This window comes from Methylophaga sp. UBA2012 (genome assembly GCF_002335235.1).
GTDB classification, from domain to species: domain Bacteria; phylum Pseudomonadota; class Gammaproteobacteria; order Nitrosococcales; family Methylophagaceae; genus Methylophaga; species Methylophaga thalassica.
This window is the reverse complement of record NZ_DDCG01000009.1, coordinates 290,585-305,647: the sequence shown is the minus strand read 5'-3', so window position 1 is coordinate 305,647 and position 15,063 is coordinate 290,585. Positions and strand designations below refer to the sequence as shown.

The window sequence follows — 15,063 nt, the reverse complement described above, 5'->3', positions numbered from 1 at the left end:
TGATTTGAGAAGGTATTTATGACTGATTTTGTCGATCACGATCCACAGGAAACTCAAGAATGGCTTGATGCCCTTGAGTCTGTAATTGAGGCCGGTGGTGAGGAAAAAGCGCACTTTATCATTGAGAAGCTCATTGATATGGCTCGTCGCACCGGGATCAATCTCCCGTATAGCGCTAACACTGCATACGTCAACACCATCCCTGTTGATCAGCAAGAACGCATCCCTGGTGACCAGGCGATGGAACACAAGCTGAGATCTTATATTCGCTGGAATGCTATGGCGATGGTAGTGAAAGCTAATATGAAACCCGGCTCTGTCGGTGGTCATATTGCTAGCTTTTCATCAGCTGCCACCCTTTACGATGTGGGCTTTAATCACTTCTTTAAAGGTGATGACTATGGCAATGGTGCTGATATGGTGTTTGTTCAGGGCCATTCTTCACCTGGTATCTATGCTCGTTCATTCCTTGAAGGCAGACTGACCGAAGAACAATTAGAAAATTTCCGTTTTGAAGTAAACGGTAAAGGTCTGTCCTCTTACCCACATCCTTGGTTAATGCCTGACTATTGGCAGTTCCCAACCGTGTCAATGGGCTTGGGTCCGATCCTCGCGATCTATCAAGCACGTTTCATGAAATACATGCAGCATCGCGATATCGTTAAAACAGAAGGCCGTCATGTCTGGGCTTATCTGGGCGATGGTGAAATGGATGAGCCAGAATCACTAGGTGCGATCACTCTTGCGGGTCGTGAGAAGCTGGATAACCTTATCTATGTAGTTAACTGTAACTTACAGCGTCTGGATGGTCCTGTTCGTGGTAACGGTAAAATCATACAAGAATTAGAAGCTTTATTCCGTGGCGCTGGCTGGAATGTCATTAAAGTCTTATGGGGTAGTGGCTGGGATCAGTTATTGGCTCGTGACACCAATGGCCTGCTACTGAAACGTATGGAAGAAGTGGTTGATGGTGAATACCAGAACTATAAAGCGAAAGATGGTGCTTATGTTCGTAAACACTTCTTTGGCAAATATCCTGAATTGTTAGAAATGGTTTCTGACATGACGGATGAGGATATCTGGCATTTGAGTCGTGGTGGTCATGATCCAAGAAAGATCTACGCTGCTTATAAGCGAGCTGTAGACCATGTAGGACAACCGACAGTTATCCTTGCTAAAACCGTAAAAGGTTACGGTATGGGTGAAGCCGGTGAAGGCCAAAACACCACGCACCAACAGAAGAAACTGGAAATCGAACAAATGAAACGATTCCGTGATCGTTTCAATATTCCTTTAACCGATGAAGAAGTGGATAAAGTCCCATTCATCAAGCTTAAAGATGACAGCCCAGAGAAGAAATATTTACTGGAACGTCGTAAAGAGTTGGGTGGTTTCTTACCAAAACGTAATAACAGTGCACCTGCACTGAAAATTCCTGAATTAAAGCTGTTTGATGCCGTACTGAAATCAAGCGGTGATCGTGAACTTTCTACCACAATGGCGTTTGTTCGCGTCTTAACTGCACTGATTCGTGATAAACAGATCGGTAAGAATATTGTGCCAATCGTGCCAGACGAAGCCCGTACCTTCGGTATGGAAGGTCTGTTCCGTAGTGTCGGTATTTATTCCTCTTCTGGTCAACGTTATGAGCCTGAAGATTCAGGTAAAGTCATGTGGTACCGTGAAGATACCAAAGGTCAGATTCTGGAAGAAGGCATTAACGAAGCGGGTTCAATGGCTGAATGGGTTTCTGCTGCAACGGCTTACAGTAACTACAACGTTAATATGGTGCCGTTCTATATCTACTACTCGATGTTTGGTTATCAGCGTGTAGGTGATTTATGGTGGTTAGCGGGTGATATTCAAGCTAAAGGTTTCCTCATCGGGGGGACTGCAGGTCGTACGACCCTCAATGGTGAAGGTTTACAACACCAGGATGGTCACAACCTGTTGATGGCAAATGCCATTCCAAACTGTATCAGTTATGACCCAACCTATGCCTACGAAATGGCGGTTATCGTTCATGATGGTATGAAACGTATGTATGAGAAGCAGGAAAATGTCTTCTATTACATCACTGCGATGAATGAAAATTACAAACATCCTGATATGCCTGAAGGTGTTGAAGAGGGCATTATTAAAGGTCTATATAAATTAAAAACGGGTGGTAAACACAAACTTAAAGCACAGCTTATGGGCAGTGGTACGATTCTGCGTGAAGTGGAAGCGGCTGCGGAGTTGCTGGAAAAAGACTGGAAAGTCTCTGCTGATGTGTGGAGCGCGACCAGCATGAATGAATTGGTTCGTGATGGACAAGAGGTTGAACGTCACAATCGCCTCAACCCAACCGCACCGAAGAAACGCAGCTATATTTCTGAATGCTTAGATGATCCAGCTGGTGTTGTGGTTGCAGCAACAGACTATGTACGTTTGTATGCAGAACAAATTCGTCCATGGGTTAAAGCGAGCTATACCGTATTAGGTACAGATGGTTTTGGCCGTAGTGATACACGTGAAGCATTGCGTAGCTTCTTTGAAGTTGACCGCTATCATGTAGTGGTTGCAACTCTGCATGCATTAGCCGATGAAGGTCAGATCAAATACGATGTGGTTGCTGATGCAATCAAGAAGTATGAGATTAATGCTGATGCAATCAACCCAGTTAAGGCATAAATAATGGCAGAATTAATTGAGTTAAAAGTTCCTGATATTGGTGACTTTGAGGCAGTCGAAATCATTGAAGTGCTTGTTGCTGTTGGCGATAGCATCGATGAAAACCAAGAAGTCATTACTGTTGAGTCTGATAAAGCGATGATGGAAATTCCAGCATCGCAAGCAGGCGTCATCAAAGAAATGAAAGTAGCCGTTGGTGATAAGGTGAGCGAAGGCACAGTTATCGCTATGCTTGAAGTTGCCGAAGGTGCTGGTGCTTCATCTGCAGAAGAAGCTAAACCAGAAGAAAATACAGAAAAGCCAGCTGCTGCACCTGCTGAGAATCCGCAGCCGAAACCGGAAGCGAAGGTTGAAGCAAGTCCTGCAGCCAATACGCCTCCAGCGGAAGCTATTCCTTATGCACCTGATAATAAATCGGGCATTCGCCGTGCACATGCTTCACCATCAGTACGTCGTTTTGCTCGTGATTTAGGGGTCGTTTTAACCTCTGTAACGGGTAGTGGTCCTAAAGGTCGTATCACCAAGGAAGATATTCAAAACTATGTGAAACAGGTCATGACTGCACCAGCAGCTGCACCTGCTCAGACAGGTAGCGGTATTCCATCAGTACCGGTGGTGAATTTCGAACAGTTTGGTGATGTTGAAACACAAGAGTTATCTCGAATTAAGAGAATTTCTGGCAAACATTTACATGCATGCTGGCTGAATATTCCTCATGTGACTCAGTTTGATGAAGCCGACATTACGGAGTTAGATGCTTTCCGTAAAGAAAATAAAGAAATGGCTGCGAAAAAAGGCGTTAACCTCACACCTTTAGTTTTCATCATGAAAGCGGTTGTTGCCTGTCTGAAACAATTCCCTGAGTTCAACGCGTCACTTAGTGAAGACAAAGAAAGTCTGATCCTGAAAAATTATTACAACCTGGGTGTGGCTGTCGATACACCTAATGGCCTTATGGTGCCAGTAATCAAGGATGTCGATAAAAAAGGTTTCCTTGAATTAGCCGGTGAGCTCGGTGATATCAGTGCCCGTGCACGTGAAGGTTCATTAACAGCCAAAGATTTACAGGGCGGCACATTCTCTATTTCAAGTCTTGGTGGTATTGGTGGACAATTCTTTACACCTATTGTCAATGCACCTGAGGTTGCTATCTTGGGTGTCAGCCGTCATCAAATGAAACCGGTTTGGAATGGAAAAGAGTTTGTTCCACGACTGATGTTGCCATTATCTGTATCGTATGACCATCGTGTTATTGATGGTGCAGCAGGTGCACGCTTTACCGTGATGCTCAGCCAAATGTTGTCCGATATTCGTAAGGTGCTGCTATGAGTGAAATAGAAGTAAAAGTCCCGGATATTGGTGATTTTGATGCTGTTGAAATCATTGAAGTGCTGGTTAGTGAGGGTGATGTTGTTGAAGAAAATCAGGATATTATCACTCTAGAGTCAGACAAGGCTGCGATGGAGATTCCAAGCACGGCCAAAGGTAAAATTGTCAGCTTAAAAGTGGCTGTGGGTGACAAAGTATCGAAAGGTGATGTCATTCTGACGCTTGAAGCTGAACAGCCAGCTGGTGAAAACACGGATTCAAAAGCTCCAGCAACGGAAACTAAAGCTACTGCACCTGCAGCTGAAAAAACGGCACCGACACCCGCAGCGGCGCCGCAAGGTGATGCTGATGTACATGCCGAGGTATTAGTGCTGGGTTCCGGTCCTGGTGGCTACACTGCTGCGTTCAGAGCTGCTGACCTTGGTAAACAGGTTGTGATGGTAGAGCGCCATGAACGTATTGGTGGTGTTTGTCTTAACGTCGGTTGTATTCCATCTAAAGCACTGTTACACACTGCACAGATTATTAATGAAGCTGAAGAAATGTCGCATCACGGGGTTAAATTCAATAAACCTCAGATTGATATTCGTGAATTAGAATCATGGAAAAGCAGTGTTGTTAATCAGCTGACTGGGGGATTAAAAGCCTTAGCCAAAACACGCAAAGTCACGATCATTCAGGGTGAGGGGAGCTTTACCAGTCCAAACACCTTGAAAGTAGAAGGTCCTGATGGCGAGAAAACGATTTCGTTTGATAACTGCATTATTGCTGCCGGTTCTCGTGTCACTAAAATCCCGGTGTTTCCAAATGATGATCCAAGAATGATGGATTCGACCGATGCACTGGAACTGGAAGATGTACCAGAGAAATTATTGGTCATCGGCGGTGGCATTATCGGACTGGAAATGGCGACTGTCTATGATGCCTTAGGATCAAAGATCACCGTCGTTGAATTGCAGGATAGTCTGATTCCGGGTGCAGATAAAGATATCGTAAAACCATTGCTCAAACGTGTGCAGGAAAAATACGACAATATTTACCTGAACACAAAAGTCAGTAATATTGAGCCGAAAGATGACGGTTTATTGGTGACCTTTGAAGGTAAAGAGGCACCTGAACAAGCTATGTTTGACAAAATACTGGTTGCTGTCGGACGCTCACCGAACGGTAAGCTGATTAATGCTGAAGCAGCGGGTGTTATAGTGACTGATCATGGCTTTATTGAAACAGATGGCCAGATGCGTACTAACGTTCCTCATATTTTTGCCATAGGGGATATTGTTGGTCAGCCTATGTTGGCACACAAAGCCACTCATGAAGGTAAAGTTGCTGCTGAAGTTATTGCTGGACAGAAATCGGTGTTTGAACCAATGACGATTCCTTCTGTTGCTTACACCGATCCGGAAGTCGCATGGATGGGTATGAGTGAAGATGAAGCGAAAAAACAAGGTATCGACTACGTCAAAGGAGCTTTCCCATGGGCAGCCAGCGGTCGAAGCTTGAGTCTTGGCCGTGATGAAGGTCTGACAAAAGCCTTGTTTGAAAAAGAAACGGGCCGCTTGATTGGTGCTGGTATTGTCGGTCCCAATGCCGGTGAATTAATTGCTGAAGCAGTTTTAGCTTTAGAGATGGGCGCTGATGCAGAAGATATTGGTCTGACTATTCACCCGCATCCAACATTATCTGAAACACTAGGTTTTGCTGCTGAAATGGCGGAAGGTTCGATTACCGATCTGATGCCTCCACGCAAGACATTGCACTCTAAGTAAGCCTGTGTAAACTGGCTATAGCCAGTAATTAATGGGGGTATATCTGTGTTTTACACAGGTATACCCGTTTTTTTGTCTATTATTTTTATTTGAGTTAATGACGAGCAAGGGCCATTTTGATGCCACGTTAAAACCGCCACTCAAATGGGCAGGGGGAAAACGCTGGTTATTACCCGTTCTTAAACGCTACTGGAGTAAACATCAGCAATCCAGACTGGTGGAACCCTTCTGTGGTGGGCTTTCTGTCGCGCTCGGCCTGGCACCTGAGCGTGCGTTACTCAATGATGTTAATCCGGCATTAATCAATTTTTACCAGCATTTAAGTGAAGGACTAGAGGTTGATATATCATTCATTAATGATGAATCAGCTTACTATCATTGTCGTGATGAATTTAATCAACTGAATGCTAAACAAAATAATCCGGCACGTGCAGCACAATTGTTCTATTACTTAAACCGAACGGGTTATAACGGTTTATGTCGTTTTAACAGTAGTGGTGGTTACAATGTGCCTTTCGGTCGCTATAAAACCATTAATTATTTAGAGAGTTTTATTGACTATCAGCCGATTTTGTCCCGTTGGCAATTCAGTTGTCAGGATTTCGAAACAATACCACTCGAATCTATGGATTTTGTGTATGCGGATCCGCCATATGACACGCCTTTTCATCAATATTCACAAAAAGGCTTTAAGTGGGAAGATCAAGAGCGGCTCGCACTTTGGTTAAGTCAGCATGATGGCCCTGTTTTATTATCAAACCAAGCCACAGATAGAATTATTGATTTATATCGACAACTTGGATTTAGACTTCGATATCTTGATGCTCCACGCTTAATAAGTTGTAAAGGAAATGGTCGTAAAGCCGTGAAAGAAGTGCTTGCAATCCGTGGTTTTTGATACAATACGCGTTCTTTTTTATTCAAGTTAATTTCTATCTTGCCGATGTTATTACTATGGTGATTTAGGGATTAAGTCAGCTAATTTTTTACAGGAATAAATATCACCCATGTCTAAGATCAACAAAGTCGTTTTAGCCTATTCAGGTGGACTGGATACTTCCGTTATTTTGAAGTGGTTGCAGGATAAATATGAGTGTGAAGTAGTTACTTTCACAGCTGACCTTGGGCAGGGTGAAGAAGTTGAACCAGCCAGAGCAAAAGCAAAATCGCTAGGTATCAAAGAAATTTACATTGAAGATTTACGTGAAGAGTTTGCACGTGATTACGTTTTCCCAATGTTTCGTGCGAATGCCATCTATGAAGGCGAATACTTATTAGGCACCTCCATCGCACGTCCATTGATCGCAAAACGTTTGGTTGAGATTGCTAATCAAACCGGTGCTGAAGCGGTTTCACATGGTGCTACAGGTAAAGGTAACGACCAAGTCCGTTTTGAACTTGGTGCCTATGCCTTGAACCCTAACATTAAAGTTATCGCACCTTGGAGAGAATGGGACTTATTGTCTCGTCAAAAGCTACTTGATTACGCTGAACAGCACGGTATTCCAGTAGAAATGAAACAAGGTAAAAAGTCGCCTTATTCGATGGATGCGAACTTGTTACATATCTCCTATGAAGGCGGTATTTTGGAAGATCCATGGGCTGAACCTGAAGAGTCTATGTGGCGTTGGTCTGTGTCACCAGAAAATGCGCCAGACAAAGCAACTTATCTTGAATTAACCTACGAAAAAGGTGATATCACTGCAATTAATGGTGAAGCAATGTCGCCTGCGACTGTGATGACGTATTTGAATAAAGTTGCTGGCGAAAACGGTATCGGTCGCCTGGATATTGTTGAAAATCGTTACGTCGGGATGAAGTCTCGAGGTTGTTATGAAACACCTGCGGGCACAGTAATGTTGAAAGCTCACCGTGCTATTGAATCTTTAACGCTGGACCGAGAAGTTGCACATCTTAAAGACGAATTGATGCCACGTTATGCCTCGCTGATCTACAACGGATACTGGTGGGCACCAGAGCGTGTGATGCTTCAGAAAATGATTGATGAATCACAGCAAACAGTTAACGGTAAAGTACGTATCAAATTATATAAGGGTAATGTTTCTGTGGTTGGTCGTGCGTCAGATACGGATAGCTTGTTTGATGAGTCAATTGCAACGTTTGAAGATGACGCCGGTGCTTATAATCAAAAGGATGCAGAAGGCTTCATTAAATTGAACGCCTTGCGTCTGAAAATTGCTGGGAAGGCAAAGCGTAAGGTCTAATAAACCTCACGCAGGCTTTAAGCATGGACTACAATGAATTATCTGATAAAGCCGCAGAATATATGCGGCTTGCATTGCCTCTGATGCGCAAACATGGAGTGCCAATGACACCAGATAATTATACGGTCTGGTATGAGCATGTATCTGGTGGTAACCAAGAGCTTTCGCTGTCTATCCAAGATATGGTGAAAGAAACGCCGCTATTGAGTGAAAGCCAATGCAAGACGCTGTTCAAGCGATTTTTCAATATAGAAAAAGAGCGTGAAGAAGTTTATCAAATGCGTCTTGAATTGGCGCGCTTGCTGAAAGAAGTCATTAATTTTATCTATAGCAGTGTCATGCATACGGATAAAACGAATCAGCGATTAAATGATCTAATGAGTCGGATCAATCGTGATATGTCTGCTGCAGAAATTCATCAGATTGTCGACGATATTCTCGCTGAAACACGGCAGGCGATGAATAGTGGTGAGTTACTGACTGAGCGTTTAAATACCGCGATGACTGAGGTAGAAAAACTCAAGAAAGAGTTTGACGTTTCTAAGCAAGAAGCAAAAACAGACACATTGACAGGCTTAGCTAACCGTAAAGCCTTTGATGATGTGGTAAGCAAAGTCACCAATGATGCAGATGATTCCGGACTGGATGTCTGCATTATCTTCGCCGACCTTGATATGTTTAAAAATATTAATGATAAACATGGGCACTTGGTGGGTGATCAGGTGCTGCGTGTGGTGGCGAATGCATTAAAAGATAGTGTTAAAGGACGTGATCTTGTTGCAAGATATGGTGGTGAGGAATTTGCCATTGTCTTATTGAATACCAGCCTGCAGAATGCAAAAAATGTTGCTGAAAATATTCGTCAGGAAATTGCTTCTAAACGTATACAGCGCAAAGATACCAGGGAGTCACTGGGTGTTATCACCATGTCATTTGGTGTGGCACGTTATGTTAGCTCTGAAGGTAGTGAGAGCTTCATGCAGCGAGCTGACAGAGCTTTATATATGTCTAAGAGGAAAGGGCGCAACTGTGTGTCAGAAGCGCCACCCCCAATCATTTAGTTTCGTCTGGAAACTTGTCTGTAAACAGGACTTCATCTAGCTCTAACTGTCCCGAGCGTGGACGTGCTTCCTGTAGTTTTTTACCGATTGTAATCATCATTACAATGACGTGATCATGAGGCAAATTGATAATTCTTGCCACTTTATCAAAGTCAAAACCATCCATTGGGCATGAATCATAACCCATGCCTTTTGCCATTAACATAATAGTGCTGGCAGCAATGCCGACAGATCGAAAACATTCATCGCGCTGCCCCTGATGATGGTTGGTGTAATAACCTTCAATGGCTGGCAGCATGAAGTCTTGCACTTCTTTTGGAGCATGACGCCAGTAGCGTTGAGGATCTTTCTCCCAGGCATTTAAATCGGCACACAGCACTAATAACATCGACGAATCTGTGACTTGAGCTTGACCGTAACTGGCTTCGCGGATTTCTTGACGAAGCTGTTTATCTTCAACATTAATAAAACGCCAGTGCTGAAGATTAAATGCTGTTGGAGATAATATCGCATGCTCCATTAATGTTCTGACTTCTTCTTTTGTCATTGTGTGGTCAGGGTCATAATGTTTAACAGAACGACGGGTAAGAATCGCTTCTTTGATATCCATAAATACTCTTGTGATTAATTTGAAGATGTTTCGACTTTCAGATAGATAATTTGTTGCTGGCCTTGATGTGTTTGATACTGTTTCAGCCCCTCTTTTTGTTCATGCTGATCTTCTGAAACATAGGCTATTTCTATCCATTGGCCTAATTTGCCATGTACGGTGCTGATAAGGTTACTACTGTTAATTTGCCCATCGTGGCTACGGTCAGAGAAAAAAGGGTGTATTTCTACCTTCACATTATTATCTGACAGCAAAAAGGGGACAGCCATAAATCCTCTTGAGGTCGATATATATTGTGTATTCGAGGCGAAACCGATATTGCCATTGGCGTTAACGAAGTATAGATAGTCTTTTTCTGGTCTAGCATTACCGATATTGATAGCAATCGGCTGTCCAGCAATACCTTGCGCGCTATAACGATTATTTTTATCGTCTTTGCCTTTTGTTGACCATTGTTTTATTGATACTGATGCATTGGGTTCTTTCGTGGACAGTTCGATATTGGCCTGATGACCAGACTGATGATTGAGCTGTTCAGATGTCTGCCAGACAGTGACCAGAACAGACTTCAGAGGAACATCCAGCTTTTTAATCAGCTGTTCAACATTTGCTACAGTAGCGCGATCAGACTTCAAAATAAGCATATTGTCGTACGCTTTTATCGTGGCTGACTCGGGGAGAAAAGGGCGGACTTGATCGACAACCTCACTTGCCAAGCGATGCTTCAGGCTGATGGTATGAATGTCGGAATCTGCAAATAAGCTCTTGCAGAACATTAGTATCGCAACGGTCAGAATGAGTTTTTTCATAATTGCAAACGCCTCGTATTCACATCAAACTGGCTTCTTGACCACATGTCCTCGAAGTCCTTTTTTCTATTACTGACCTGACGTACAGCATCAAAGTCAACTATACCCTCGTAACGGGCAGAATTGGGACAATATAAAAATGCCTTATTATCTATCAATAGATACATATAACGAGATTTCTGATCTTGCTTATCTGCAATATGAATTTGAATTTTACTGGACAACCTCTGCGCTAAAGGAATAAGTAAATGCCTTTGGGCAGTTGTTTGCTGAGTACTGTGCACTAAAAAGCGAATACCGCAGCGCTGGCTTTGGTTAATAAAGGCGATTAATTTATCGACGACAATTTGATTATTGAATAAAACACTATCCAACTCAGGTCCACAAAAACAAATTTCCTGTCTGGCGGACTCGATGAGTTCGATAGTGTAGCGGCTTGCATATTCCCGACTGTCGAACGGTATAGATTGATCGTCAGTCGGGATACTCTCACTCATGCTTAACCGTTTTTGGCTTGTTCTGCTGCGTTGCCAAGATAATTAGCGGGTGTCATCGCCTTTAATTTATCTTTGGCTTCTTGAGGCATATCAAGTCCATCAATGAACGCTTGCATGATGTCTTTATTAACGCGTTGGCCACGCGTTAAATCTTTCAGCTTTTCATATGGATTTTCAATACCGTAACGACGCATCACCGTTTGGATTGGTTCAGCTAATAATTCCCAGTTAGCATCCAAATCAGCGGCCATAACCTCAGGTGCAGGGTCAAGTTTGCTGATGCCTTTTAATGCTGAGCTGTATGACAATAGTGAATGTGCAAAACCTACGCCTAAGTTGCGTAATACAGTAGAGTCAGTCAGATCTCGCTGCCATCTGGAAATAGGCAATTTGAGCGCTAAATGATCAAATACAGCATTGGCTATGCCCAGATTGCCCTCAGCATTTTCAAAGTCGATGGGATTCACTTTATGGGGCATGGTCGAAGAACCAATTTCGCCTTTCACGGTTTTTTGTTTGAAGTAACCGATAGAGATATAACTCCAGACGTCACGACAGAAATCAATCAGCACAGTATTGAATCGAATCATGGCCTGAAATAATTCAGCCATATAGTCATGGGGTTCAATTTGTGTTGTGTATTTATTCCAACGCAGTCCGAGTCCTGTCACAAAGGCATTTGCCATCATTGGCCAGTCAACATCAGGGTAGGCTGCATAATGAGCATTATAATTACCTACAGCGCCGTTCATTTTACCGTATAGTAAAACAGCTGCTACATGGGTGCGTTGCAGCTCCAGACGCTGTACCACATTGGCCAACTCTTTACCTAATGTGGTTGGTGAAGCAGGTTGACCATGGGTACGCGACATCATTGGTGTATCAGTATGTTGTTGTGCCACCTTACGGATAGCAGCAATAACGGTATCCATTTCTGGCAAAATCACTTTCTCACGAGCATTTTTCAGCATGATGCCGTAAGCCGTATTATTGATATCTTCTGAAGTGCAGGCAAAGTGAACGAATTCACTGACGGCGTTCAGTTCTGCATTGTCTTTAAATTTTCTTTTGATGAAATATTCAACGGCTTTAACATCGTGATTCGTTTCACGCTCAATATTTTTTATTTCCTGAGCATCTTCAACCGAGAAGTTATTAATAATGTTATCTAAAAAAGCTTCTGCTTCTTGACTAAGTTTCGGTACTTCCTGAATACTGGCATTATTACCGAGTAAATGTAGCCAGCGAAGTTCTACTTCTACACGGGCGCGCAGTAGTCCATACTCACTAAAGAATGGGCGCAGCGCTTCAGTTTTTCCGGCATAGCGGCCATCAACCGGTGAAATCGCGGTCAAAGCGGTTAAATCCATGAATACTCCGATGAAAGATTTAGTTAATAAATTTGTGCGAAATTATAGCAGAGTTCGCTCGTACTAAACGCTTTCAGGTAAAATGTCACCGTTTCATTCTCAAACTTTGGGGTACACATACGTGCTGAAAGAATATCAATCGCAAGTTGAAGAACGTGCCAAACTTGGCTTACCACCGTTACCACTTGATGCTGAACAAGTTTCTACCTTAGTCGAACAACTCAAAAATGGCAGTGATGACAGTGAAGCATTACTCGAACTCCTGATTCACAGAGTTCCGCCAGGCGTCGACCAAGCGGCCTATGTGAAAGCAGGCTTTCTCACCGATATTGGAAAAGGTGAAGTTAAATGTGCTTTGATTTCACCCGTAAAGGCGACTGAATTACTCGGTACGATGATGGGTGGTTACAATGTGCAATCATTGATTCAGCTACTTGATATTGAAGAAACAGCGGCGACGGCTGAGAAAGCATTATGCAAAACACTGATGGTTTACGATGCGTATCATGACGTGGTTGAAAAAGCTGAAACCAATGACTATGCAAAGCGCGTATTACAATCTTGGGCTGACGCTGAGTGGTTTACCTCACGACCTAAATTAGCAGAACAGATCACGCTAACGGTATTTAAAGTCCCGGGCGAGACGAATACTGATGATTTATCACCAGCAACTGAAGCCTGGAGCCGTCCAGATATTCCATTACATGCAAAAGCCATGCTTGTCAGCAAAATGGATGATCCCATTGGTGATATCGAGAAATTGAAAGAAAAGGGCCATCCACTAGCCTTTGTTGGCGACGTGGTAGGAACCGGATCTTCAAGAAAATCAGCGATCAACTCAGTGTTGTGGCACATGGGCCACGATATACCTTATGTACCTAATAAACGTCAGGGTGGCGTCATTCTCGGTAACAATATTGCTCCTATCTTCTTTAATACAGCCGAAGATTCTGGCGCGATGCCGATTGAATGTGATGTCCAGAACATGGAAACAGGTGACGTTATTACGATTCTGCCTTATGAAGGCAAGATATTAAACGAAGCGGGCAATGTCATCAGTGAATTCAGTATGCGTCCAACCACACTGGCTGATGAGGTGCGTGCCGGAGGTCGTATTCCACTGATCATTGGTCGTGGCCTGACCGATAAAGCCCGTGAAACACTTGGCTTACCTCCCTCTGATATTTTTGTACGCCCAGTTGAACCTGTTGATACCGGTAAAGGTTTCACACTGGCGCAGAAAATGGTTGGCCGTGCTTGTGGTGTGGATGGAGTTCGTCCTAACAGTTACTGCGAACCTAAGGTCACTACTGTTGGTTCACAGGATACAACGGGCGCAATGACGCGTGATGAGTTAAAAGAATTAGCCTGTTTAGGTTTTTCTGCTGACCTGGTTATGCAGTCTTTCTGTCATACCGCTGCTTATCCAAAACCGGTTGATATTAAGTTACAGCATGAACTACCTGACTTTATCAGTACACGTGGTGGTGTTTCATTACGTCCAGGCGACGGTATTATTCACTCGTGGTTAAACCGCATGATTTTGCCTGATACCGTGGGTACGGGTGGTGACTCGCATACTCGTTTCCCCATTGGTATTAGTTTCCCGGCTGGCTCAGGCTTAGTGGCATTTGGTGCTGCTCTTGGGGTCATGCCACTGGATATGCCGGAGTCAGTGCTGGTGAAATTTAAAGGGGAAATGCAGCCCGGCATCACCTTGCGTGACCTGGTAAATGCGATTCCTTACGCCGCTATTCAACAAGGTTTATTAACGGTTGAGAAAAAAGGTAAGAAAAATATTTTCAATGGCCGCGTGCTGGAAATTGAAGGTTTGCCTGATCTGAAAGTGGAACAGGCGTTTGAATTATCTGATGCCTCAGCTGAGCGTAGCGCGAATGGTTGTACCGTTCGTCTGAATAAAGAACCTATCATTGAGTTTTTAAATTCAAATATGGCGCTGATGGAATGGATGATTGCTGAAGGTTATCAGGATGAACGTACATTACGCCGTCGTATTGATAGCATGAAAGCCTGGTTAGATGATCCACAATTACTAGAGCCTGATGCTGATGCGGAATATGCTGCGGTGATTGAGATTGATCTCAATGAAATCAAAGAACCTCTACTCGCTTGTCCAAATGATCCTGATGACATTAAACCGTTGTCAGAATTACAAGGCAATAAAATTGATGAAGTGTTTATTGGCTCATGCATGACTAATATTGGTCATTATCGTGCTGCGAGTAAAGTGTTGGAAAATATGCGTAATTTGCCTGTGAAATTATGGATTGCGCCGCCTACTAAAATGGATAAATACCAGCTGACTGAAGAAGGGGTTTACAGTACCTTTGGACGTGTGGGTGCCCGTACAGAAACACCAGGATGTTCTTTATGTATGGGCAATCAGGCTCGGGTAGCTGATGGAGCGACTGTGGTTTCTACATCAACACGTAACTTCCCGAACCGTTTGGGTAATAATGCCGATGTATATCTGTCTTCTGCTGAGCTTGCTGCAGTGGTGGCCAGTATAGGACGTTTACCCACCGTTGCCGAATATCTTGAAGCGGTAGCAGGAATTAAACCGATGGCGGCAGAAATTTATCGTTATCTCAACTTCCATGAGATGGATGAATATCGACGTGCTGCCAGCTAATTACTAGTCGTATCGTATGAAACTAAAAAGGCTGTTTTTGTGATAAAAACAGCCTTTTTTATATCTG

Annotated in this window: 11 protein-coding genes; 7 read left to right on the top strand and 4 right to left on the bottom strand. The window is 43.4% G+C overall.

Features of this window, described 5'->3' with window-relative positions; all coding sequences use genetic code 11:
- Nucleotides 1–18 precede the first annotated feature (18 nt).
- The 6 genes from aceE (at nt 19) to B2248_RS08355 (ending at nt 9,057) form a co-directional block, all read left to right on the top strand.
- Entirely contained in the window at nt 19–2,673 is a 2,655-nt protein-coding gene (gene aceE / locus B2248_RS08380; protein ID WP_273180633.1) for a pyruvate dehydrogenase (acetyl-transferring), homodimeric type, read from the top strand.
- Between the two features lie 3 nt (nt 2,674–2,676).
- A complete protein-coding gene (locus tag B2248_RS08375) occupies nt 2,677–4,002 on the top strand; it encodes a dihydrolipoyllysine-residue acetyltransferase (RefSeq protein ID WP_273180631.1) in 1,326 nt (441 codons plus the stop codon).
- On the top strand, nt 3,999–5,771 hold the full coding sequence (gene lpdA / locus B2248_RS08370) for a dihydrolipoyl dehydrogenase (protein WP_273180629.1): 1,773 nt from the start codon (nt 3,999–4,001) through the stop codon (nt 5,769–5,771). Before B2248_RS08375 ends, lpdA begins: the two co-directional genes overlap by 4 nt.
- Nucleotides 5,772–5,868: 97 nt before the next feature.
- Complete coding sequence (locus tag B2248_RS08365; protein WP_273180627.1) at nt 5,869–6,669, top strand: DNA adenine methylase; 801 nt, start codon at nt 5,869–5,871, stop codon at nt 6,667–6,669.
- A 109-nt stretch (nt 6,670–6,778) separates the two neighbouring features.
- Complete coding sequence (locus B2248_RS08360; protein ID WP_007144902.1) at nt 6,779–7,996, top strand: argininosuccinate synthase; 1,218 nt, start codon at nt 6,779–6,781, stop codon at nt 7,994–7,996.
- A 23-nt stretch (nt 7,997–8,019) separates the two neighbouring features.
- Entirely contained in the window at nt 8,020–9,057 is a 1,038-nt protein-coding gene (locus B2248_RS08355) for a GGDEF domain-containing protein (protein ID WP_007144903.1), read from the top strand.
- Here the strand turns inward: B2248_RS08355 and B2248_RS08350 are convergent.
- The 4 genes from B2248_RS08350 to purB are packed head-to-tail and all read right to left on the bottom strand — an operon-like array spanning nt 9,050 to nt 12,343.
- Nucleotides 9,050–9,667 (bottom strand): nitroreductase family protein, encoded by a 618-nt coding sequence (locus B2248_RS08350; RefSeq protein ID WP_007144904.1) that lies wholly within the window; start codon nt 9,665–9,667, stop codon nt 9,050–9,052. The genes B2248_RS08355 and B2248_RS08350 overlap by 8 nt on opposite strands.
- 14 nt (nt 9,668–9,681) lie before the next feature.
- A complete protein-coding gene (locus B2248_RS08345) occupies nt 9,682–10,476 on the bottom strand; it encodes a secretin N-terminal domain-containing protein (protein WP_273180626.1) in 795 nt (264 codons plus the stop codon).
- Nucleotides 10,473–10,973, bottom strand: a complete 501-nt coding sequence (locus B2248_RS08340) for a hypothetical protein (RefSeq protein WP_007144906.1) — start codon at nt 10,971–10,973, stop codon at nt 10,473–10,475. The genes B2248_RS08345 and B2248_RS08340 overlap by 4 nt, the downstream gene beginning before the upstream one ends.
- A 2-nt stretch (nt 10,974–10,975) precedes the next feature.
- The gene (gene purB / locus B2248_RS08335) at nt 10,976–12,343 is read right to left on the bottom strand and encodes an adenylosuccinate lyase (RefSeq protein ID WP_007144907.1); all 1,368 of its coding nucleotides are present in this window, start codon (nt 12,341–12,343) and stop codon (nt 10,976–10,978) included.
- A 121-nt stretch (nt 12,344–12,464) separates the two neighbouring features.
- On the opposite strand from purB, the gene acnB reads away from it, so the two are divergent.
- On the top strand, nt 12,465–14,996 hold the full coding sequence (acnB, locus tag B2248_RS08330) for a bifunctional aconitate hydratase 2/2-methylisocitrate dehydratase (RefSeq protein WP_007144908.1): 2,532 nt from the start codon (nt 12,465–12,467) through the stop codon (nt 14,994–14,996).
- The last annotated feature ends 67 nt before the right edge of the window (nt 14,997–15,063 follow it).

Bases quoted from the DNA above. Each gene is read 5' to 3' on its own strand.
- aceE (WP_273180633.1), top strand. From the start codon at position 19: ATGACTGATTTTGTCGATCACGATCCACAGGAAACTCAAGAATGGCTT.
- B2248_RS08375 (WP_273180631.1), top strand. From the start codon at position 2,677: ATGGCAGAATTAATTGAGTTAAAAGTTCCTGATATTGGTGACTTTGAG.
- lpdA (WP_273180629.1), top strand. From the start codon at position 3,999: ATGAGTGAAATAGAAGTAAAAGTCCCGGATATTGGTGATTTTGATGCT.
- B2248_RS08365 (WP_273180627.1), top strand. From the start codon at position 5,869: ATGACGAGCAAGGGCCATTTTGATGCCACGTTAAAACCGCCACTCAAA.
- B2248_RS08360 (WP_007144902.1), top strand. From the start codon at position 6,779: ATGTCTAAGATCAACAAAGTCGTTTTAGCCTATTCAGGTGGACTGGAT.
- B2248_RS08355 (WP_007144903.1), top strand. From the start codon at position 8,020: ATGGACTACAATGAATTATCTGATAAAGCCGCAGAATATATGCGGCTT.
- B2248_RS08350 (WP_007144904.1), bottom strand. From the start codon at position 9,667: ATGGATATCAAAGAAGCGATTCTTACCCGTCGTTCTGTTAAACATTAT.
- B2248_RS08345 (WP_273180626.1), bottom strand. From the start codon at position 10,476: ATGAAAAAACTCATTCTGACCGTTGCGATACTAATGTTCTGCAAGAGC.
- B2248_RS08340 (WP_007144906.1), bottom strand. From the start codon at position 10,973: ATGAGTGAGAGTATCCCGACTGACGATCAATCTATACCGTTCGACAGT.
- purB (WP_007144907.1), bottom strand. From the start codon at position 12,343: ATGGATTTAACCGCTTTGACCGCGATTTCACCGGTTGATGGCCGCTAT.